Source organism: Streptococcus sp. 27098_8_22 (assembly GCF_041432415.1).
Taxonomy (GTDB): domain Bacteria; phylum Bacillota; class Bacilli; order Lactobacillales; family Streptococcaceae; genus Streptococcus; species Streptococcus pseudopneumoniae_M.
In genome coordinates, this window is record NZ_JAPVZP010000003.1 from 92,688 (window position 1) to 113,782 (window position 21,095).

A 21,095-nucleotide genomic window follows, 5' to 3' on the forward strand; every position below is an offset into this window, starting at 1 on the left:
TTTTTAAGACTAGAAATTATTGACAAATTATTTTTTCTTTTGAGACCAGTCAACCTCAAATCCATAACATTCAAAAAAAGCGAATTTCAATTGAAACTCGCTTTTTTTTGCTAGACAGTGTAATAACTATAAAATTTCGTATCTTATACTCAATGAAAATCAAAGAGTAAACTAGGAAACTAGCCGCAGGCTGTACTTGAGTACGGCAAGGCGACGTTGACGCGGTTTGAATTTGATTTTCGAAGAGTATTAGTTCAAGTGCCAGATATCTTCATTATACTGAGCGATTGTACGGTCAGATGAGAAGAATCCTGCTTTAGAAATGTTAACGATGACTTTATCCAACCATGCATCACGGTCTTCATAGTCAGCAAGCATTTGCTCTTTCACTTTGATGTAGTCTTCCAAGTCAAGAAGAGTCATGAACCAGTCTTTGTTGATTAATTCGTTATAAAGACGTTCCAAGCGTTCTTTCTTACCAACTGCAAGAACAGCGTCGCTCACGATAAAGTCAACCAATGGTTTGATCGCTTTACGAGCGTAGAATTCGCTTGATTTGTAAGCTGATTTTGCGTAAAGATCGATAACAGTCTCTGAATCTTCACCAAAGATGTAGATGTTTTCGTCTCCAACCAACTCAGCGATTTCCACGTTAGCTCCGTCCATAGTACCAAGAGTCAAAGCTCCGTTCAACATGAATTTCATGTTACCAGTACCTGAAGCTTCTTTAGAAGCAAGTGAAATTTGTTCTGAGATGTCACATGCTGGGATCAAGAAACTTGCTGCAGTAACGTTATAGTTTTCAACCATAACAACTTGCAAGTGTGGTGCTACTTCTGGATCGTTTGCAATCACTTCTGACAAGCAAAGGATTAAGTGGATGATATCTTGAGCGATTGTGTAGGCAGGAGCTGCTTTACCACCAAAGAATACTGTGATTGGACGAGCAGGGATGTTACCAGCCTTGATGTCCAAGTATTTGTGAATCACATACAAAGCGTTCATTTGTTGACGTTTGTACTCGTGAAGACGTTTGATTTGGATATCAAAGATAGAGTTAGTATTGATTTCCACACCTTGGTGTTCTTTCAAGTGGCGAGCCAATTTACGTTTGTTGTGAGCTTTGATGCTTTCCAATTTTTCTTTGACAGCAGCCTTGTCTTCGTAAGAAAGAAGGTCTTCCAATTTAGAAGCTTCATGGTGCCATTCGCGGCCAAGAATCTCATCCAAGTAGTGAGACAAGCTTGGGTTAGCATGCATAAGCCAACGACGGAATGTGATACCGTTTGTTTTGTTGTTGAATTTTTCTGGGTAGATGTCGTAGAAAGCTTTCAACTCTGAGTTCTTCAAGATTTCAGTGTGAAGAGCGGCAACCCCGTTTACGCTGTATCCATAGTGGATATCCATGTGGGCCATGTGTACACGATCGTTTTCATCAATGATTTGAACAGCTGGATCTTTGTATTCTGCTTTAACACGACGGTCCAATTCTTTGATGATTGGTACCAAGTGAGGAACCACTTCTTCCAAGAATTCAAGAGGCCATTTTTCAAGGGCTTCAGCAAGGATTGTGTGGTTTGTGTAAGCAGTCATGCTACGAACGATAGAAATTGCTTCATCAAGTTCGATACCACGTTCAGTCAAAAGACGGATCAACTCAGGAATCACCATTGATGGGTGCGTATCGTTGATTTGTACAACTGCGTAGTCAGCAAGGTCATGCAAGTTGCTTCCTTTTTCGATTGCTTCATCGATGATCAATTGAGCACCGTTTGAAACCATGAAGTATTGTTGGAAGATACGGAGCAATTCACCTTGTTTGTCGCTATCGTCTGGGTAAAGGAAAAGAGTCAAGTTGTGAGCGATATCTGTCTTGTCAAAGTCGATACCATCTTCAATGATAGATGAATCAACTGAATCCAAGTCAAACAAACGCAAACGGTTTTTAGTAGCAGTTTTGTAACCAGGTACATCGATATCGTAAAGAGTAGATGTCAATGTAAAGTGTGCAAAAGGCACTTGGTAGCTACGGCTTGAGCGAACCAACCAGTTTTGGTCAGTCAACCAAGCGTTAGGAATAGTTTCTTGTTGGTTGTTTTTAAGCACTTGTTGGAAAAGACCAAAGTGGTAGTTCAAACCAACACCGTCACCATTCAATCCAAGTGTAGCGATTGAGTCGATAAAGCAGGCTGCCAAACGTCCCAAACCACCATTACCAAGTGATGGTTCCAATTCTACTTCTTCGATTTCGATCAACTCTTTACCTGCGTCAGCAAGTTCTTTTTTAACTTCGTCATAAAGACCAAGGTTAATCAAGTTGTTTGACAAGAGTTTACCAATCAAGAACTCAGCTGAGATGTAGTAAACTTTTTTCTTACCAGTGTTCACTGGTTTTTGGCTGCTTGCAAGTTTGCTGTAGTTAAGAAGAGCAAGGTAAAGCTCCTCATTGCTACATTCTGCGATAGATTTATTGTAACGATTTTGTACAAATTCTTTTAATGGTAACATTTTTATGTCTCCTGATAATGTCTTATTTCTTTAATTCTACCAAATTTTCATTGATACGGCGATAAATTGTAGTCAAGTCAAGCAAAGTTTCTTCGACAGCAGGAGTCAATTGTTCCTCTGTCATACGCCATGACCAGTTTCCACCAAGAGTAGATGGGAAGTTCATACGAGCTGAACCATCCAACTCTAGCAAATCTTGCATAGTTGCAATCGTCATGAAACTTACTGATGCGAAGGCTGTACGAAGCATAGCATGCACCACTGTTTCGTACTCTTTACGGTTTGTGTAGCGTGCCATGTACTCACGAGTTGGATCATCAATCTCATCACGGTACCAACCAAGAACAGTGTTGTTATCGTGTGTTCCTGTATACATAACTGAGTTTGCTGGTGCCAAGTGTGGGCTGTCGATACTTTCGTCTTCTGGATTGAAGGCAAATTGAAGGACCTTCATTCCTGGGAATCCAGTACGCTCACGAAGCTCGATGACTTCATCAGTCATGAAACCAAGGTCTTCAGCGATGATGTTCAAGTCACCAAGTTCTTCTTTAACCGCTGCAAAGAGTTTGTAGTCAGGTCCTTTCACCCATTTACCAGGTGCTGCGGTTTCAGAACCAGCTGGGATTTCCCAATAAGACTCAAATCCACGGAAGTGGTCAATACGCACGATATCGTAGATTTTAAAGCTTTCACGCAAGCGTTCAATCCACCATTTGTAGCCATCGCGATCCATTGCTTCCCAGTCATAGATTGGGTTCCCCCAAAGCTGACCAGTCGCAGAAAACTCATCTGGTGGGCAACCTGCGATGCAAGTTGCTTTCCCGTTTTCATCTGTTTTAAAGAGGTGTGGATTTGCCCACATATCGCTTGAATCTTCAGCAACATAGATTGGCATATCCCCCACAATCTCGATGTGGTTTTCGTTAGCGTATGCTTTCAATTTCAACCATTGTTGGAAGAAGAGATATTGGGTCACACGGTGGTAAACAAGTTTGTCTGCCAATTGTTCACGGTAGCTTTCAAGAGCAGAAGCTTTACGCGCACGAATATCTGCATCTGGCCACTCTGTCCAAGCCAAGTTATCAAAATGCTCTTTAATAGCCATATACTCTGCAAAAAGTTCAAGCCATGATTGGTTGTCTTGAGCAAATCTTTCGAAGTCTTTCACATCTCCAACTTCAAGGAAACGTTTGACTGCTTTTTCTAGAAGGGGACGACGTGCATAGTAAATTTTAGCGTAGTCAACTTCAGTTGGGTTGCTACCGAAGTCTACTCCCTCAAGATCACCTGCTTCTAATAAGCCTTGCTCTACCAAAATATCAAGATCGATAAAATGAGTGTTTCCAGCAAAGGCTGAGAAAGATTGATAAGGAGAATCTCCGTAGCTGGTTGTTCCTAAAGGAAGGATTTGCCAGTAACGTTGCTTTGTACGAACCAAGAAGTCAACGAAATCATAGGCGCTTTGACCAAATGATCCGATTCCGTAAGCTCCTGGAAGTGATGAGATGTGCATCAACACACCACTTTGACGTTTCTTCATAATAGCACCTCAAGTGTTTTTTTAATTAATTGTTCAAATTTGTGCGCAAACGTTTGCGCTAACTAAAGTATAACCCATTTCTAAAATAAATGCAAGCGTTTTTAAAAAACTTTTTATTGTTTAATCTTTTTTGACAAATCTTCAAGTTACTATATTCTTATTTTGAATACCCTTTTAATCATCATCCTGATCATGCAATCGTTTCCCTTCAATTATTTTTGAATCGAAATTTACACGTTTACATCTTTTTCTTCTATTATATAAATAATTTTGAGAATTATCCAGTCACAAGCTTTTTAAATTTTTTCAAAAAAATGCTTGCAACCGTTTTCTGTTTGTGCTATACTAAAGTCATAAGGGAAAACGTTTGCGTTCCCTAGACTATAAAATTTGTTATTCTTTAGGAGGAATACACTATGTCAACTAAATTCATGAAGAGCGCAGCTGTACTTGGTACTGCTACTCTTGCTAGCTTGCTTTTGGTAGCTTGCGGAAGCAAAACTGCTGATAAAGCGGCTGATTCTGGTTCATCTGAAGGTAAAGAACTTACTTTATACGTTGAAGACCAATATAAAGCATTTGCTGAATCAGCTGCACAAGCTTACGAAAAAGAAGCTGGAGTAAAAGTTACTATCAAAACAGGAGACCAAATGGGTGGTCTCGATAACCTTTCTCTAGATAACCAATCTGGTAAAGCTGCTGACGTTATGATGGCACCATACGACCGAGTAGGTAGCCTTGGTAAAGACGGACAACTTTCAGAAGTGAAATTGAGCGACGGTGCTAAAACAGATGATAAAACTAAATCTCTTGTAACAGCTGCTGACGGTAAAGTTTACGGTGCTCCTGCTGTTATCGAGTCACTTGTTTTGTACTATAATAAAGACTTGATTAAAGAAGCTCCAAAAACTTTTGCTGACTTGGAAAACCTTGCTAAAGATAGCAAATATGCCTTCGCTGGTGAAGATGGTAAAACAACTGCCTTCCTTGCTGACTGGACAAACTTCTACTATGCATACGGACTTCTTGCTGGTAACGGCGGTTACGTATTTGGTGACAACGGTAAAGATCCTAAAGATATCGGACTTGCAAACGAAGGAGCTATCACTGCTATCAACTACGCTAAAACTTGGTACGAAAAATGGCCTAAAGGTATGCAAGATACGGAAGGAGCTCCAAACCTAATCCAAACTCAATTCCAAGAAGGTAAAACAGCTGCTATCATTGATGGTCCTTGGAAAGCTCAGGCCTTCAAAGATGCTAAAGTAAACTACAGTGTTGCGACTATCCCAACTCTTCCAAACGGTAAAAACTATGAAACATTCGGTGGTGGTAAAGCTTGGATCATCCCATCAAGTACTAAGAACCTTGAAGCTGCTCAAAAATTTGTAGACTTCCTTGTTTCAACTGAAGAACAAAAAGCCTTCTATGATAAAACTAACGAAATCCCAGCTAACACTGAGGCTCGTTCATATGCTGAAGGTAAAAACGATGAGTTGACAACAGCTGTTATCAAACAGTTCCAAAACGCTCAACCAATGCCAAACATCCCTCAAATGTCAGCTGTTTGGGACCCAGCTAAAACAATGCTATTTGAAGCTGTAAGTGGTAAGAAAGATGCTAAAACAGCTGCTAATGATGCTGTAACATTGATCAAAGAAACAATCCAACAAAAATTTGGTAACTAATTGATTGCTTCAAGGGAGATAATTCAAACATCTCCCTTGATTTTTAGATACACTGACAATGTTTTCAGTAGTTTTACTGATTAGCATCGAGCTCAACGCTCGTATCTTATGAAAGGAGCACTCATGGAACAACAACCAAAAAAAGCAGCCTTGCTTTCATTGATTCCTGGGTTGGGGCAAATCTATAATAAACAAAAAGCTAAAGGTTTTATCTTCCTTGCTGTAACAGTAGTTTTTGTCCTCTATTTTATAGCACTTGCAGCACCTGAATTGAGCAACCTCATTACTCTTGGTGACAAGCCAGGTCGTGATAATTCCCTCTTCATGCTGATTCGTGGTGCCTTCCATTTAATCTTTGTAGTCGTTTATGTACTCTTTTATTTCTCAAATATTAAAGATGCACATACTATCGCAAAACGTATTAATAATGGAATTCCAGTACCACTTACGCTAAAAGATATGATCAAAGGAATCTATGAAAATGGCTTCCCTTATCTCTTGATTATTCCGTCTTATATTGCCATGACCTTTGCAATCATCTTCCCCGTTGTCGTAACCTTGATGATTGCCTTCACAAACTATGACTTCCAACACTTGCCACCAAACAAATTGTTAGACTGGGTTGGTTTGACCAACTTTACAAACATTTGGAGCTTGAGCACCTTCCGTTCTGCCTTTGGTTCTGTTCTTTCTTGGACTATCATTTGGGCTTTATCTGCCTCAACTTTACAGATCGTGATTGGTATCTTCACAGCTATCATTGCTAACCAACCATTTATCAAAGGAAAACGTATCTTTGGTGTTATTTTCCTTCTTCCTTGGGCTGTCCCAGCCTTCATCACTATCTTGACATTCTCAAACATGTTTAACGATAGTGTTGGAGCAATCAATACCCAAGTTATCCCTCTCTTTGCTAAGGTTCTTCCTTTCCTTGATGGGGCGCTTATTCCTTGGAAAACAGACCCAACTTGGACTAAGGTTGCCTTGATTATGATGCAAGGCTGGCTTGGATTCCCATATATCTACGTTTTGACTTTGGGTATCTTGCAATCTATTCCTAACGACCTTTACGAAGCAGCTTATATTGACGGTGCCAATGCTTGGCAAAAATTCCGCAACATCACTTTCCCAATGATCTTGGCTGTTGCAGCACCTACTTTGATTAGCCAATACACCTTCAACTTTAACAACTTCTCTATCATGTACCTCTTCAATGGTGGAGGACCTGGTACTGTCGGAGGGGGAGCTGGTTCAACTGATATCTTGATCTCATGGATCTACCGCTTGACAACAGGTACATCACCTCAATACTCAATGGCGGCAGCTGTTACCTTGATTATTTCTATCATTGTCATCTCAATCTCTATGATCGCATTCAAGAAACTACACGCATTTGATATGGAGGACGTCTAAGATGAATAACTCAATTAAACTCAAACGTAGACTGACTCAAACCCTTACTTACCTTTACTTGATTGGCCTTTCAATCGTGATTATCTATCCACTGTTGATTACTATCATGTCAGCCTTCAAGGCAGGTAACGTGGCAGCCTTTAAACTAGACAGCAACATCGATTTTAATTTTGATAACTTTAAAGGACTCTTCACTGAAACCTTATACGGTACTTGGTACCTCAATACTTTGATTATTGCCTTGATTACCATGGTTGTGCAAACAAGTATTATCGTACTTGCTGGTTATGCTTATAGCCGTTACAACTTCTTGGCTCGTAAACAAAGTTTGGTCTTCTTCTTGATTATCCAAATGGTGCCAACAATGGCCGCTTTGACTGCCTTCTTCGTTATGGCACTTATGTTGAACGCCCTTAACCACAGCTGGTTCCTCATCTTCCTCTACGTTGGTGGAGGTATCCCTATGAATGCTTGGTTGATGAAAGGTTACTTTGACACCGTGCCAATGTCTCTTGATGAGTCTGCAAAACTTGATGGTGCAGGACATTTCCGCCGCTTCTGGCAAATCGTTCTCCCTCTTGTTCGCCCAATGGTTGCTGTACAAGCACTCTGGGCCTTTATGGGACCTTTCGGAGACTATATCCTCTCTAGTTTCTTGCTTCGTGAAAAAGAATACTTTACAGTTGCCGTTGGTCTACAAACCTTCGTTAGCAATGTGAAGAACATGAAGATCGCCTACTTCTCAGCAGGTGCTATCCTCATCGCTCTTCCAATCTGTACACTTTTCTTCTTCTTGCAAAAGAACTTCGTTTCAGGACTTACAAGCGGTGGCGACAAGGGGTAATATACCCCCGCCACCCTTTTTCTTTTTTGAACTTGTGCTGATATAGTCTGATGAAAAACAAGAACTTATTGAAAATCCCCTCATGGCTAGTTGATAATTTTTATTAAAAGTCTACTTTTAACAAGGATTTGTCTCCCCTGCTTGAAATAAAATACATTTCTCTATATAATACTCATATAGAAAAATGCCTATAGAAAGAGATTTATGTTACCATATCCATTTTCTTATTTTAATAGTATTTGGGGATTTCGCAAGCCCCTATCTCAACGTTTTGGTCTCAACTGGTTTCAACTGATTTTTACCAGTATTTTCCTGATTAGCTTGTCTATGGTCCCTATTGCCATCCAGAACAGTTCTCAGGAAACTTATCCTTTAGAAACTTTCATCGATGATGTCTACACTCCTTTGACGGATAGTGTAGTTCAGGATTTGGCTGCCAATGCAAAGATTGTAGATGGTAAGTTGAGCTATACAGGTTCATCTCCTCATCAAGCTTCTATCCAAATCGGAGACCCTTCTAGTTCAAACTTCCCTGAGGAATTACTTCTGAACTTTGAACCTGAGAAACTCATCATCAGCAAGCAAGGAAAAGAATTGACCAGCATTCGCTATCACGCGATAACGACTGAGAGCTTCCAAAGCAAGGAAAGCTTAACACAAGCCATTTCTAAAGACTGGTATCAACAGAATCGCGTCTATATTAGTCTCTTTCTTGTGCTTGGTTCTAGCTTCCTCTTTGGACTTAATTTTTTTATTGTTGCTTTAGGTGCTAGCCTCTTGCTCTACTTCACGAAAAAATCGCGTCTCTTTTCATTTAAAAGCTACAAAGAGTGCTATCATTTCATTTTGAACTGTTTAGGATTACCAACCTTACTTGCCATGATTCTCGGTCTCTTGGGGCAAAACATGGCAACTTTGATTACTGTTCAAAATATTTTATTTGTTCTATACCTGGTCACTATCTTTTACAAAACGCATTTCCGTGATCCAGACTACCATAAGTAGGAGATTATTATGCCTGTTACGATTAAAGACGTGGCCAAGGCTGCAGGGGTCTCACCCTCAACCGTAACCCGTGTTATTCAAAACAAATCAACCATTAGCGATGAAACCAAAAAACGAGTTCGAAAGGCTATGAAGGAACTCAACTACCATCCTAACCTCAATGCCCGAAGCCTGGTTAGTAGTTATACGCAGGTTATCGGCTTGGTTCTTCCAGATGATTCAGACGTTTTCTATCAAAATCCTTTCTTCCCTTCTGTCCTTAGAGGGATTGCACAAGTTGCTTCAGAAAATCACTATGCTATCCAAATTGCAACTGGAAAAGACGAAAAAGAGCGCTTAAATGCAATTTCACAGATGGTCTATGGAAAGCGTGTAGACGGTCTTATCTTCTTGTATGCCCAAGAAAATGACCCCTTGGTTAAACTCGTTACTGAAGAACAATTTCCCTTCCTCATCCTTGGGAAATCACTATCACCCTTCATTTCGCTTGTTGACAATGATAATATTCAAGCTGGTTTTGATGCGACAGAATACTTCATCAAAAAAGGATGCAGCCGCATTGCTTTCATCGGTGGTACCAAGAAACTCTACGTTACGCAGGATCGTCTAACAGGTTACGAGAAAGCCCTCCAAGAACACAAACTATCTCTTGATAGTCATCGTACCTTTTTCGCTGATGAATTTCTTGAAGAAAAGGGATACAAATTTAGCAAACAACTTTTTGAATACGATCCAAAAACCGATGCTGTTATCACAACAGATAGCCTCTTAGCTGAAGGTGTTTGTAACTACCTCAACGAGCACAATCTCAATATCCCTGTACTCAGCTTTGATTCTGTTAATCCAAGATTAAACCTAGCGGCCTATGTGGATATCAATAGCCTCTCTCTGGGACGTACTTCATTTGAAACCATCCTGCAAATCATCAGCGATACCAAAGAAAATCGTCAAATCTGCTATCGTCAAGTGATTGCGCATGAAATCATTGAAAAATAAGAAAAACCAGCTCTAACATTTTTGCTTAGAGTTGGTTTTTTGTAATCTATTTTTATAATTGATTAGTTTTCGACTTCGACAAATCGGCCTAGGATATGAACATTTTCTGAAACAGAAACAAAGGCTGTTGGATCAACTTGCTTCATGATCAGTTTAAAATCATTGAACTCTGCACGAGTGATAACCGTAATCAAAACAGCCTTACGTTCGTGGTTATAAGTTCCTTCAGCATCATGGATCATAGTCGCTCCACGGTGCAATTTATGATGAATCTTCTCAATGACTGCATCTGGATTGCTAGTAACAATCATGGCCTGCATGCGTTTTTGTTTGGTGAAAACTGCATCTGTCACACGACTCGAGACAAAGATAGTAATCATGGAATAAAGGGCATATTTCCAACCAAAGGTCACTCCAGCAATCAGCATAATTGTACCGTTCACCAAGAAAGAGATACTTCCGACGTTACGACCTGTCTTCTTACGAATGGTTAGGCTGACAATATCTGTTCCGCCACTGGAGATGTTATGACGTAGCGCAAATCCGATTCCAAGCCCCATGACAACACCCCCAAAAAGGGCATTGATGATTGGATCCTCTGTTAAGACCACCACCGGCACAAACTGGATAAAGAGAGAGCTCATGGATACCGTGATAAAGGTAAAAATCGTGAACTTATGTCCAATTTGATACCAAGCCAAAATCATGAGAGGAATATTGATGGCATAAAATGCTACTGAGATTGGGAAATGAAACCCAAACCAGTGGTTACTTAGAGCAGATATAATCTGGGCCAAACCTGTCGCACCACTTGAATAAACGTGCCCTGGTTGGAAAAAGAAATTGACAGCTACTGCTGATAGAAAACCATATACCAGAGAAGCTGAGATTTTTTCATCGTATTTTTCTCGAGAAATACTTTGTAAAACACGCAAAATCTTTACTCGATAAGCAAAGCGGCGAAGATAATGATTCCACTTTTTAGTTAGTTTCGTTTGTTTCATCTTGTTCTACTTGTAGATTAAGTTCCTCTAGTTGTTTAAGAGCTACTGTTGATGGTGCTTGCGTCATTGGGTCAGTTGCCTTGTTGTTCTTAGGAAAGGCAATGACTTCGCGGATATTTTCTTCTCCAGCGAGCAACATGACAAAACGGTCAAGACCGATCGCCAAACCACCGTGTGGTGGGAAGCCATAGTCCATAGCTTCCAAAAGGAAACCAAACTGGTCATTTGCTTCTTCTGCTGAGAATCCAAGGGCTTTAAACATGCGTTCTTGGAGTTCTTTTTGGTTGATACGAAGACTACCACCACCAAGTTCATAACCGTTTAGGACGATATCATAGGCAATGGCACGAACCTTAGCCAAATCACCTTCAAGCTCATGAGTAGTTTCTGCTTGAGGAAGGGTAAATGGATGGTGGGCGCTCATATAACGTCCTTCTTCTTCAGACCATTCAAACATTGGCCAGTCAACAACCCAAAGGAAGTTAAATTTATCCTGATCAATCAAGCCTAATTCTTTAGCAATACGTCCACGAAGGGCACCAAGTGTTGCATTGGCTACTTCAAGCGTATCAGCCACAAAGAGAACCAAGTCTTTATCTTCAAGACCAAGCGCTGTTGTCAAGTCTGCTTGGATACCAGTCAAGAATTTCGCAACTGGTCCATTTAATTCTCCATCAACTACCTTGACCCAAGCAAGACCTTTAGCACCATACTGCTTGGCTACCTCTGTCATCTTATCAATATCTTTACGAGAGTAGTTGTCTGCTGCACCTTTAACTACAATGGCTTTAACCGCAGGAGCTTCTGAGAAGACTTTGAAATCTACACCCTTGACAAGATCTGTCAAGTCTTGAAGTAACATCTCAAAACGAGTATCAGGCTTGTCAGAACCATAAAAAGCCATAGCATCATCATACTTCATACGAGGGAAGGGAAGGGTTACTTCAATCCCTTTTGTTTCCTTCATCACGCGCGCAATCAAGCCTTCTGTGATATCTTGGATTTCTTGCTCAGTCAAGAATGACGTTTCCAAGTCGACCTGAGTAAATTCAGGCTGACGGTCACCACGCAAATCTTCATCGCGGAAACATTTGACGATTTGGTAGTAACGGTCAAATCCAGCATTCATCAACAACTGTTTTGTGATCTGCGGACTTTGAGGAAGGGCGTAAAAATGCCCTTTATTAACACGAGATGGCACCAAATAGTCGCGCGCCCCTTCTGGTGTTGACTTAGAAAGGAATGGTGTTTCTACGTCGATAAATTCCAACTCATCCAAGTAGTTACGGATAGAATGAGTTACCTTGGCACGAAGTTTAAGGTTTTCCAACATCTCTGGACGACGAAGGTCAAGGTAACGGTAACGTAGACGCGTATCATCGTTCGCTTCAATGCCATCCTTGATTTCAAATGGTGTTGTTTTGGCTGTGTTAAGTACAGAAAGAGCTGTTACATTCAATTCAACTGCACCAGTCGCCAACTTATCATTGGCTTGCTCACGTGCAGCAACTTGACCAGTCACCTCGATGACAAATTCACTACGAAGGCTTTCAGCTGTTGCCATCACCTCTGCAGATACTTTTTCTGGGTTGATAACCAACTGCATGATTCCTTCACGGTCACGAAGGTCGATAAAGATTAACCCACCTAAGTCACGACGACGGGCAACCCAGCCTTTCAAGGTAATTTCTTGTCCGATGTGCTCCTCACGAACACGACCAGCATACATACTACGTTTCATGTTTTATCTCCTCTATTATTCTGTTACTATTTTACCATAAAAGCGCAGGCTCTTCATGAAAATCATCAGAAAAGTTGAGAAGAATCCTGCTATAAATGAAAAAATCCAGCAAAGTCATTCGCTGGATCTTATTTTACTTGGTATTTCTTTATTTTTTACGCTTTTCAGCAATCTCTGCAGCCTTTTTAGGGAGAACAATCTCCGTTGCATAGGCTGTCGCAAATCGCATAATACCTGCGATTGGTGCAAAGATAACTGCTAGATGGTTATAAAAGAAATCCCCTTTTAAAGCATAGGCAAGCCCTCCAATAATGAAGAAGAGAACAACTGCCTGAATCACTGCTAATAATATCACTCGTTTCATGACTTCCTCCTGAGTCTATTATAGCATGAGAATCATTAAAAATCCGATTAAATTATTTAAAGCATGTAAAGCAATGCTATAGGCCAGACCACCCTTGCTGACATAAGCTAAGCCCAAGCTAAAGCCGAGTGAAGCATAAACTAGGAACTGTTGTGGAGTTCCAGGGAAATGAACAAGTGCAAAAATGATGCTTGTTACTAGTAGAAAGAGAGTAGTCTGCTTAACATTATCCTGTCTCGGGAAGAGGAAGCAAGCCAGCATTCCTCGAAAAATAAGCTCTTCTGTCAGAGGGGCAAAAACAACAATTAAAAAGAAAGAGAAAATTGGTTGTCTTAAGGCCAATTCAGTGATAATCTGTTGATTGGCAGATGGATCTTCTGGCAAAAAGAATTGAGCAATAATGACAAGAAACCATACCAAGGCAGGCAACCAGATGTATCGATTGAGTCCAGTTGTTCCAATCGTTACAGGTGACATCTTATACCACTTATAGACAAAATAACAGTATGCGCCTGCTAATAAAATATAAAGCGGAAGAACACCATAAATAGGTGCGCCTGCGCCGAGAGCAACCTGAGCCATGCTCTGAATAAAGCTATAGACCATAATAAACGATAAGAAGGCAAGGGTAAACCAGCCGATATTTTTAAGTGTTTTCATAATATTCTCCTATTTAAAATAACGTTTTATCATAGGTATCTGCATTAAATTGATATAGATATGAACTACAGCTACGGCTAAAAGGGCTAATAACTGAATTTCTCTTGTAAGCACAGAAACGATAGTAATCAAAATATACAAACCATGTAAAACATATTGGTTTAATTGGAATAAAACCCGAAAACTTTGTTCCAAATTAGCTTGTCGTTCTCCTTCATCGTAAGAATTTACATAATCTAACACATCCTTTGGCATGGAAAAAAATGCCAAATCGAACTGACGAACAATCGAAATTGTCTTTAATAAATATTTTTGAACAACAAATAGCAACATCAAACCTAGTAAAGAGAGTACTAAGGTTAAATAACTATTACCAAGTATAAGCACTTCAGTCGCCGATATAAAAAATGCTAACAAAGTCGTAACTGAAACTATGTTAGAAGCAATTGTTCCAAACTCAAGATTTCGATACATTTGCACATAATAAGTTTCATTCAGATTGTCATCCATTTCCTCTTGATACAAGGAGTGAAATCCCCTACTTTTCTTTAGGAAATTGAAAGCCAAAAGGATGCTAATCAATGCCAATAATAAACTAGAGCCAGAAAACCAAGGAATCAAATCTGTTAGATTGAAACTGACTCCCATTGCCAAAGCACGTCCCATAAACATACCTGTAATAAATGCTGATATAAACAATAATAATAAATATAGCACTCGTTTCTTTTTCATTTTCATCCCCCTCTAAACCAATCCGGCCAACCACTGACCAAAGGCTTTCCCTGATTCATAAATAGCTGTTAAACCTTCTGTTCCAAGTGACACCAAAAGCAAACAAACAACAAGTAAGATAATAGCTTGGTTTCTTGCTTTTTTCGCTCCATCTCCTAATGGCTCATTGCCAAGCCAGCCTGCTAGATAAGCATAGAGAGTCACTGTTATAATGCCGAACTCTGTCGAAGAAAGAAACAACAAGACTGTCAACAAACGAACGACGTTGATCTGGATATTAAAATAATTTCCTAGACCTGCACAGACACCTGCAAGTTCTTTGTTCTCAGTATCTACTTGAAAACCTGCTAAAAATTCTTTCATAATTTTTCTCCTTTTACGATCTCTTTAAACTTTATCTTTCTCTCTACCCATCTAAAGACCAATAGTAGAACTAAATTTATCCAGAAGAGATATTTACTTTCAACGATAGTAAACCAACCAAATAGGGTTCCAATCATGGCCAAAAGATTAACGATAAACACAACTATACATAGATAATAAATCCCTTTATACTTGTTCATCACTCATCCTCCTCCAAGCGAAAGACTGACTCGACTGGCTCATGGAATATCTGAGCAATCTTCAGGGCAATGACGATGGATGGCGTGTACTCATCTCGCTCCAGTAGACTAACGGTCTGCCTGGACACGCCTGCTAGCTTGGCCAGGTCGGTTTGATTGAGACCATCGCGAGCCCGAAGCTCTTTTAAACGATTTTTTAGTTGCATGTTACACACCTACTCTCCGTCAAATTCAACGGTTTGGATATCCTCAATACGTTGCAACTTGAATTTTTCTTTTCCCTTTTTATCAACATGACGTAGTTTGACCCATTCCTCATCAACATCCACAACTTCCCAGTTATCTGTTCCAAATAATTGTCCAACGATGACCGGCGTTCTCCCAATCATTTCTTTTAATAATCTTGACATATCTGTATATCCTTTCTCTTTTTGCTCAATTCTTTTGATTTTATTCTCTAGTTTCTTGACCTTTTGGGAATGGTAGATATAATACATAATCACAAGAGGTACAAATCCTAATGCCCACATAATCGTTCCTTTCTGCTATACTTTTCTTAACTTGATTTCATTGTAACACATCTTTTTATTTTTGACAAGCATATTTGTCAAAAAGTTTAAGATTTTTGTCATTTTGCAAAAGAAAACGATCAGGAGTAAAATCCTGACCAGTTTATCTGCTATTAAAATCCAAGTTTTTCAAAGACTTGAGAGAAGTTTTGACTGATAGCACCAAGCGAAACTTGAACTTCTTCTCGAGTTTGGTTATTCTTAACTATCACTTGTCCGCTTTCGACCTCGCTCTCTCCAAGAGTGATAAGAGTCTTAGCAGCAAAAACATCGGCTGACTTAAACTGAGCTTTGAGTTTACGGTTGAGGTAATCACGCTCGGCTTTGAAACCTTGTTGGCGAAGAGCCTGTACTAATTCCAAGGCCTTAACATTTGCTCCTTCTCCCAAGACTGCGATATAAACATCTAGGGCGTTTTCGATAGGGAGAGTCACACCTTGCTTTTCAAGGATGAGAAGCAGGCGCTCTACACCAAGTCCAAAACCAAAGCCAGCAGTTTCAGGACCGCCAAAGTAGGCAACTAAGCCATCATAGCGACCACCTGCACAGACTGTCAATTCATTGCCCTCGATTTCTGTGATAAACTCAAAAATCGTGTGATTATAGTAGTCCAAACCACGCACCATGTTGGTATCGATGATGTAGTCTACTCCGAGATTTTCCAACATCTGACGAACAGCATCAAAGTGAGCTTGGCTTTCTGCATCCAGGTAATCCAAGATAGATGGTGCATTCTCCACAGCTACCTTGTCTTCTTTTTCCTTCGAGTCCAAGACACGAAGAGGATTTTCCTCCAAACGACGTTGGCTATCCTTAGACAAGCTATCTTTGAGCGGTGTTAAGTAGTCAATCAAGGCCTGACGGTAAGCCGCACGACTTTCAGGATTTCCAAGGGTGTTGAGGTGCAGTTTAACACCTTGTATGCCAATTTCTTTCAAGAAGTGGGCTGCCATAGCGATCGTTTCTACATCAGTAGCTGGATTGCTAGAGCCAAAGCACTCCACACCAATCTGGTGGAATTGGCGTAAACGACCTGCTTGTGGGCGCTCATAGCGGAACATTGGCCCCATGTAGTAGAACTTGCTTGGTTTTTGAACTTCTGGTGCAAAGAGTTTGTTTTCCACATAAGAACGAACGACTGGAGCAGTTCCTTCTGGACGGAGGGTAATATGACGGTCTCCCTTGTCGTAAAAATCGTACATTTCCTTGGTTACGATATCAGTTGTGTCTCCAACAGAACGACTGATGACTTCGTAGTGCTCAAAAATAGGAGTACGTACTTCTGCGTAGTTGTAGCGTTTGAATATTTCACGCGCAAAGCCTTCAACGTACTGCCATTTGGCAGACTCAGCAGGTAAAATATCCTGCGTTCCTTTTGGTTTTTGTAATTTCATAGGGAATCCTCTTTATAACTTAATAGTCCTATTTTACCATAAATGAAGGGATAGCGACAGTGTGAAAAGAAGACTAACACCTAAATTTCATTTTTGAGGTTAAGACTAGCTAGGAGAATCGCAAGCAAGGAAAGCCCAACAAACAGAGCCCATGTTAACTGTATATCCCATACTGCCACCAGTGAAAAACAGGCTGTCCCCACTGGTATAGATAGAGTAAACAACAAACCTAAAAAATTACTGGTACGAGAGAGAACCTCTGGAGCAAGATTTTTCATGAGCAGAGCACTGATCTTTGGAGAAATTTTCCCAGAAACATACATGGTAAAAAAGACGAAAAGCATCCCGAGCAAGACTTGGTTTAACAAATTAGATAGACCAACTAGACTTGCTCCTAATGTAACCCACATCATCAATCTAGGCAGAGATTGCTTCCCAAAATAATCATTGCCCGTAAGGCTACTGATGATAACTGCTAATAAGGTAATCAATTGTAAGATAAACAATGCATCCTTGTAGGAAAAATTCAGTAAGGAATGATTTAAAAGGAAGATGTTATAGATCCCACCTAAGGCACCACCCAAAGCATTGATAATCAAGATAGCAAAGAGCATAAAACCAAAGTTTTTCTGTCCACTTCTAAGAAAAACGAGACGTAAGTTTCGGTAGATCGTTAAAAATTGATCTTTGATAGAAAGTTTCTCATTTTTCAGTGATTTACTATCAACAAGTGGAGTTGATAAGCTTAATTCAGCCCTTCCTAAAAAGAGAATGAGAGCTGACACTAGGAAAAATATGGCATTGATTCCCGCTACGAGCGAAAAGTTCTGTGTTGACACCCCTAATAGCCAAACTCCAAAAGCTTGGCCGCCAATCGCAGAGATGTAGGTAATAAACTGCGAAAAGGAATAGGCCTCCATCAGATCTGCTTCTGCTACTTTTTCTTTAACGAGAGGCATTCGCAAGCCACCAGCAAAATCACTGGCTACATCACTAATGACATTGATGAGGCAAAGGGTCGAAAAGGCAAAAAAACTAGCTTGCTGAACAACTAAGGCTGCTAGAAAAAATAAAACCGCCTGAAATAAACCGACATAGGTCATCCATTTGACCTTGTCCTTGGTATAATCTGCCCGAATTCCCACAAAAACTGTAAAAAGAGTTGGAAGCATCATCACAACATTCGCCATGGCAACGGCAACAGAAGCCTCTGGCAAAGTCGAGGCATAGACGATAAATACTAGATTGAAAATTGAAGCACCAAAAGCATTGAAGAATCGTGATAAGCTCAAAACTCTGTATGCTTGATTTCTTAGTAATAGTTTCATATAGATTCCTTTCTTTCTCACATACTACTTTTATGGTAGCTCTATTATAGCATCAAGAATCTTACGAGAAGATTTTTTTGAATATATGCAACAGATTAAACGAATAACGAAAACGCTAGAATTTTCTACTACTAATAAGTATCTTCACAGTCCTATCGTTTCAATTTAATTCACCTAGTTGCAAATATTCAACACTCCATGGCACTTCTATAATAGTCTGCAGATTTGCTACAACCGATCATCTCGAAAATACGGATAGCGTCCTCCATTTTTCTCTGTCCTTCCTCCGCTCTTCCTTGCTTACTATCAAGCAAACCTTCTGCCCATAGGTAGACTATTCGAAAATAGGTTTCATTTTCTTCAAAGAAGTTCTTTTCAATTTGTTTTTTGAAATAAAGGGCATTGGTAAAATCATCAACTTCAATACAGGCCATAAAACCATTGAGGAGCAAGGTGTGCATCATATTCCGATTTTTCCCAACTCCTTGCAAGAAATCTGACTTCCGCAACATTTCCCGAGTATACTTTGTCAAAAGCTGGACTGATAAAAGAGGAGAGCAGGAAGAAAAGAACGAAAGTTCATAGAGCCCCCAAATTTCAACAGAAAATAGATAATCATGTAGGACTCTTTCTTCCTCAGAGGTCAATGTAACCGTCTCATCAATAGCTTTCATATAGGATTTTATCAAAATAGCATTGAGAATGTGTTGCTGTTTATCCTTTGAAAAAGGAAGTTGTTGATATTCTCTCTGGTAGATAGTGCGCAAGGATGTCAAATCTTGAGGGTCGATAGCCTCGACTATTCTGTTTCTAAATTCAGAATAGGCATTCTGATGAAAACCTCTCGCCAAAAATAACAATTCTTCCATACTCGCATGAATATTCTCCAAAGCTGTGATTAACTTTTGAGCAGATATTTCACTCTGACCATTTTCAAAACGCGACAATAAGGATGCTGAAAAGCGTCCACCTGTTGCTTTTCTCAAGGAGATTTTTCTGGACTCCCTTAACTCTTTAAAAACTTTTCCTAAATTCTTCATACTCTTACCACTCGTCTTTTATTTTTTCTTATTTTACCACATTTCCTAATAAATACTAGTTCCAAGCCAGCATTTACAATCTGAGCCAGGCATGATACAATGAATAACATCAGATATACGAAGGAGAACTTATGAAAAAGAATATCTTGACAACCCTTGTAGCTGCTCTTGTTTACTTTCTCTGTATCGGAGTGGGGGTTCTACTAGGGAACCTTGTCGACCACACTGGAAATATGTTTTACGCCCCTGCCTTTTCTGCTCTTGTGGGCGGTAGCGTCTATATGATCTTTTTAGCAAAAGTGCCTCGTTTTGGAGCGATTACAACGATTGGGCTTGTAATTTCTCTATTCTTCCTCGGGAGCAAGCATGGTGCTGGAGCCTTTCTGCCAGGAATTATCTGCGGTCTTGCAGCAGATGGCATCGCTCACCTAGGCCACTACAAAGATAAGGTCAAGAACCTTCTTTCCTTCCTAGTTTTTGCTTTTGGTACTACTGGTCCCATTCTACTCATGTGGTTGGCACCTCAAGCCTATATAGCAACTCTAGTCGCCCGTGGAAAATCTCAGGACTATATCGATCGCATTATGGTCGCAGCAAATCTCACTACCATTCTTCTCTTTGTAGCAAGTATTCTCATCGGCGCTTCACTTGGCGCCTTGATCGGACAAAAACTTAGTAAAAAATTTGCAGATAAAATGTGATAAAAAAAGAGCTACTAAGCTCTCAGAAGGTAGACAAACCCTTTCGGTAATTAAAGGAGCTTGGTTACTACATCTTGAAAACTCTTAGAAATGCAGATATAATGCTATTTTTATACTCAATGAAAATCAAAGAGCAAACTAGGAAACTAGCCGCAGGCTGTACTTGAGTACGGCAAGGCGACGTTGACGTGGTTTGAATTTGATTTTCGAAGAGTATTAAGAGTTTTTTTATTTTCTCTAGTAAAAAAAAGATTGAAGAAAATTGTCCACAACGAACTTTTTCTTCAATCTGAGAGCCAGCTGGCTCTTTTTTATTTATGACTTAATTTCTTGGTCAAGAAGTCTCCCAAGAACTGAATTGTAAAGATAATCAAAATGATAATAATGGTTGCCAAGATGGTCACATCGTGATTGTAACGGTTAAAACCATAAGCGATAGCTACGTTACCAATACCACCTGCTCCGACCGCTCCCGCCATGGCTGTTTCACCGACTAGTGAAATCAAGGTTACAGTCGTCACACGGATTAAATCTGGAAGTCCTTCTGATAGGTAAACACCCACGATATCCCAGAAGGTCGCTCCGCTAGCTTGAGCTGCCTCAATGACACCACCATCTAGCTCAGCCAATACCACCTGTACTTGACGGGCAAAGAAGGCAAAGACTGCAAAAGATAGCGGTACGATAGCCGCATTTGGACCAATGCTTGTTCCTACGATTAGATGAGAGAAGGGTGACAAGACTGCCAAGAGAATGATAAATGGTACCGCACGGAAAATAGAGGTAATCTTATCCAAAATCCAGAAAACAACTTTATTTTCCAAGACACCACCTGGAGCTGTCAAGACAAGGAAAAGCCCTGCAACCAGTCCTAGGAAACCTCCGATGATAAAGGAAAGAACCGTCATATAAAGAGTCAAGTAGATAGCTGTTCCCCAGCCAGCTTGACCAGACCAACCCATCTTGTAGACGTTTGGTAAGTATGCTTTAATCAATTCTGCCATC

At 40.1% G+C, this 21,095-nt stretch carries 20 protein-coding genes and 1 pseudogene; 6 read left to right on the forward strand and 15 right to left on the reverse strand.

Features of this window, described 5'->3' with window-relative positions; genetic code table 11:
• Positions 1-249 precede the first annotated feature (249 nt).
• Entirely contained in the window at positions 250-2,508 is a 2,259-nt protein-coding gene (gene glgP, locus O3633_RS05590) for a glycogen/starch/alpha-glucan family phosphorylase (protein WP_371620682.1), read from the reverse strand.
• A gap of 22 nt (positions 2,509-2,530) precedes the next feature.
• Entirely contained in the window at positions 2,531-4,048 is a 1,518-nt protein-coding gene (gene malQ, locus O3633_RS05595; protein ID WP_371620683.1) for a 4-alpha-glucanotransferase, read from the reverse strand.
• Positions 4,049-4,464: 416 nt separating this feature from the next.
• On the opposite strand from malQ, the gene O3633_RS05600 reads away from it, so the two are divergent.
• The 5 genes from O3633_RS05600 to O3633_RS05620 all read left to right on the forward strand — a co-directional run bounded on the left by O3633_RS05600 (position 4,465) and on the right by O3633_RS05620 (position 9,994).
• Positions 4,465-5,736, forward strand: coding sequence for an extracellular solute-binding protein (locus tag O3633_RS05600; protein WP_320692642.1), 1,272 nt, complete (start codon positions 4,465-4,467; stop codon positions 5,734-5,736).
• Positions 5,737-5,859: 123 nt separating this feature from the next.
• A complete protein-coding gene (locus O3633_RS05605; RefSeq protein WP_371620684.1) occupies positions 5,860-7,149 on the forward strand; it encodes a carbohydrate ABC transporter permease in 1,290 nt (429 codons plus the stop codon).
• Position 7,150: 1 nt separating this feature from the next.
• Entirely contained in the window at positions 7,151-7,993 is an 843-nt protein-coding gene (locus O3633_RS05610; RefSeq protein WP_006146131.1) for a sugar ABC transporter permease, read from the forward strand.
• Between the two features lie 204 nt (positions 7,994-8,197).
• A complete protein-coding gene (locus O3633_RS05615) occupies positions 8,198-8,998 on the forward strand; it encodes a DUF1189 domain-containing protein (protein ID WP_371620685.1) in 801 nt (266 codons plus the stop codon).
• 9 nt (positions 8,999-9,007) lie between these two features.
• A complete protein-coding gene (locus O3633_RS05620; protein WP_371620686.1) occupies positions 9,008-9,994 on the forward strand; it encodes a LacI family DNA-binding transcriptional regulator in 987 nt (328 codons plus the stop codon).
• Between the two features lie 62 nt (positions 9,995-10,056).
• Here the strand turns inward: O3633_RS05620 and O3633_RS05625 are convergent, their stop codons facing one another.
• The 12 genes and pseudogenes from O3633_RS05625 to O3633_RS05680 all read right to left on the reverse strand — a co-directional run bounded on the left by O3633_RS05625 (position 10,057) and on the right by O3633_RS05680 (position 19,389).
• On the reverse strand, positions 10,057-10,998 hold the full coding sequence (locus O3633_RS05625; RefSeq protein ID WP_320692646.1) for a YitT family protein: 942 nt from the start codon (positions 10,996-10,998) through the stop codon (positions 10,057-10,059).
• On the reverse strand, positions 10,976-12,739 hold the full coding sequence (gene aspS, locus O3633_RS05630; RefSeq protein ID WP_371620687.1) for an aspartate--tRNA ligase: 1,764 nt from the start codon (positions 12,737-12,739) through the stop codon (positions 10,976-10,978). The genes O3633_RS05625 and aspS overlap by 23 nt, the downstream gene beginning before the upstream one ends.
• Before the next feature lie 148 nt (positions 12,740-12,887).
• Positions 12,888-13,103 (reverse strand): hypothetical protein, encoded by a 216-nt coding sequence (locus O3633_RS05635; RefSeq protein ID WP_371620688.1) that lies wholly within the window; start codon positions 13,101-13,103, stop codon positions 12,888-12,890.
• An 18-nt stretch (positions 13,104-13,121) separates the two neighbouring features.
• On the reverse strand, positions 13,122-13,763 hold the full coding sequence (locus tag O3633_RS05640; protein ID WP_371620689.1) for a CPBP family intramembrane glutamic endopeptidase: 642 nt from the start codon (positions 13,761-13,763) through the stop codon (positions 13,122-13,124).
• A gap of 9 nt (positions 13,764-13,772) precedes the next feature.
• A complete protein-coding gene (locus O3633_RS05645; RefSeq protein ID WP_371620690.1) occupies positions 13,773-14,495 on the reverse strand; it encodes a DUF3169 family protein in 723 nt (240 codons plus the stop codon).
• Between the two features lie 12 nt (positions 14,496-14,507).
• Positions 14,508-14,858 carry a PspC domain-containing protein gene (locus tag O3633_RS05650; RefSeq protein WP_371620691.1) on the reverse strand — a complete coding sequence of 117 codons (351 nt, stop codon included), beginning with the start codon at positions 14,856-14,858 and terminating at the stop codon, positions 14,508-14,510.
• Positions 14,855-15,058, reverse strand: a complete 204-nt coding sequence (locus O3633_RS05655; protein ID WP_320692673.1) for a hypothetical protein — start codon at positions 15,056-15,058, stop codon at positions 14,855-14,857. The genes O3633_RS05650 and O3633_RS05655 overlap by 4 nt, the downstream gene beginning before the upstream one ends.
• Positions 15,058-15,264 (reverse strand): helix-turn-helix transcriptional regulator, encoded by a 207-nt coding sequence (locus O3633_RS05660; RefSeq protein ID WP_371620692.1) that lies wholly within the window; start codon positions 15,262-15,264, stop codon positions 15,058-15,060. Before O3633_RS05660 ends, O3633_RS05655 begins: the two co-directional genes overlap by 1 nt.
• A 9-nt stretch (positions 15,265-15,273) precedes the next feature.
• Positions 15,274-15,741 (reverse strand): annotated as a pseudogene (locus O3633_RS05665) (hypothetical protein).
• Positions 15,741-17,021, reverse strand: a complete 1,281-nt coding sequence (hisS, locus tag O3633_RS05670) for a histidine--tRNA ligase (protein ID WP_371620693.1) — start codon at positions 17,019-17,021, stop codon at positions 15,741-15,743. Before hisS ends, O3633_RS05665 begins: the two are co-directional and overlap by 1 nt.
• An 80-nt stretch (positions 17,022-17,101) precedes the next feature.
• Positions 17,102-18,349, reverse strand: coding sequence for an MFS transporter (locus tag O3633_RS05675; protein WP_371620694.1), 1,248 nt, complete (start codon positions 18,347-18,349; stop codon positions 17,102-17,104).
• Positions 18,350-18,537: 188 nt separating this feature from the next.
• Positions 18,538-19,389 (reverse strand): Rgg/GadR/MutR family transcriptional regulator, encoded by an 852-nt coding sequence (locus tag O3633_RS05680; RefSeq protein WP_371620695.1) that lies wholly within the window; start codon positions 19,387-19,389, stop codon positions 18,538-18,540.
• 131 nt (positions 19,390-19,520) lie between these two features.
• Here O3633_RS05680 and O3633_RS05685 point away from each other — a divergent pair, with 131 nt between their 5' ends.
• Positions 19,521-20,090 carry an MptD family putative ECF transporter S component gene (locus tag O3633_RS05685; RefSeq protein ID WP_371620696.1) on the forward strand — a complete coding sequence of 190 codons (570 nt, stop codon included), beginning with the start codon at positions 19,521-19,523 and terminating at the stop codon, positions 20,088-20,090.
• Positions 20,091-20,401: 311 nt separating this feature from the next.
• On the opposite strand, the gene O3633_RS05690 is transcribed toward O3633_RS05685, so the two are convergent.
• Positions 20,402-21,094 (reverse strand): methionine ABC transporter permease, encoded by a 693-nt coding sequence (locus O3633_RS05690; protein WP_049495467.1) that lies wholly within the window; start codon positions 21,092-21,094, stop codon positions 20,402-20,404.
• Position 21,095 lies beyond the last annotated feature (1 nt).

What these genes read in the sequence shown, in the direction of transcription:
- glgP (WP_371620682.1), bottom strand. Translation starts at nt 2,508, where the DNA reads ATGTTACCATTAAAAGAATTTGTACAAAATCGTTACAATAAATCTATC.
- malQ (WP_371620683.1), bottom strand. Translation starts at nt 4,048, where the DNA reads ATGAAGAAACGTCAAAGTGGTGTGTTGATGCACATCTCATCACTTCCA.
- O3633_RS05600 (WP_320692642.1), top strand. Translation starts at nt 4,465, where the DNA reads ATGTCAACTAAATTCATGAAGAGCGCAGCTGTACTTGGTACTGCTACT.
- O3633_RS05605 (WP_371620684.1), top strand. Translation starts at nt 5,860, where the DNA reads ATGGAACAACAACCAAAAAAAGCAGCCTTGCTTTCATTGATTCCTGGG.
- O3633_RS05610 (WP_006146131.1), top strand. Translation starts at nt 7,151, where the DNA reads ATGAATAACTCAATTAAACTCAAACGTAGACTGACTCAAACCCTTACT.
- O3633_RS05615 (WP_371620685.1), top strand. Translation starts at nt 8,198, where the DNA reads ATGTTACCATATCCATTTTCTTATTTTAATAGTATTTGGGGATTTCGC.
- O3633_RS05620 (WP_371620686.1), top strand. Translation starts at nt 9,008, where the DNA reads ATGCCTGTTACGATTAAAGACGTGGCCAAGGCTGCAGGGGTCTCACCC.
- O3633_RS05625 (WP_320692646.1), bottom strand. Translation starts at nt 10,998, where the DNA reads ATGAAACAAACGAAACTAACTAAAAAGTGGAATCATTATCTTCGCCGC.
- aspS (WP_371620687.1), bottom strand. Translation starts at nt 12,739, where the DNA reads ATGAAACGTAGTATGTATGCTGGTCGTGTTCGTGAGGAGCACATCGGA.
- O3633_RS05635 (WP_371620688.1), bottom strand. Translation starts at nt 13,103, where the DNA reads ATGAAACGAGTGATATTATTAGCAGTGATTCAGGCAGTTGTTCTCTTC.
- O3633_RS05640 (WP_371620689.1), bottom strand. Translation starts at nt 13,763, where the DNA reads ATGAAAACACTTAAAAATATCGGCTGGTTTACCCTTGCCTTCTTATCG.
- O3633_RS05645 (WP_371620690.1), bottom strand. Translation starts at nt 14,495, where the DNA reads ATGAAAAAGAAACGAGTGCTATATTTATTATTATTGTTTATATCAGCA.
- O3633_RS05650 (WP_371620691.1), bottom strand. Translation starts at nt 14,858, where the DNA reads ATGAAAGAATTTTTAGCAGGTTTTCAAGTAGATACTGAGAACAAAGAA.
- O3633_RS05655 (WP_320692673.1), bottom strand. Translation starts at nt 15,058, where the DNA reads ATGAACAAGTATAAAGGGATTTATTATCTATGTATAGTTGTGTTTATC.
- O3633_RS05660 (WP_371620692.1), bottom strand. Translation starts at nt 15,264, where the DNA reads ATGCAACTAAAAAATCGTTTAAAAGAGCTTCGGGCTCGCGATGGTCTC.
- hisS (WP_371620693.1), bottom strand. Translation starts at nt 17,021, where the DNA reads ATGAAATTACAAAAACCAAAAGGAACGCAGGATATTTTACCTGCTGAG.
- O3633_RS05675 (WP_371620694.1), bottom strand. Translation starts at nt 18,349, where the DNA reads ATGAAACTATTACTAAGAAATCAAGCATACAGAGTTTTGAGCTTATCA.
- O3633_RS05680 (WP_371620695.1), bottom strand. Translation starts at nt 19,389, where the DNA reads ATGAAGAATTTAGGAAAAGTTTTTAAAGAGTTAAGGGAGTCCAGAAAA.
- O3633_RS05685 (WP_371620696.1), top strand. Translation starts at nt 19,521, where the DNA reads ATGAAAAAGAATATCTTGACAACCCTTGTAGCTGCTCTTGTTTACTTT.
- O3633_RS05690 (WP_049495467.1), bottom strand. Translation starts at nt 21,094, where the DNA reads ATGGCAGAATTGATTAAAGCATACTTACCAAACGTCTACAAGATGGGT.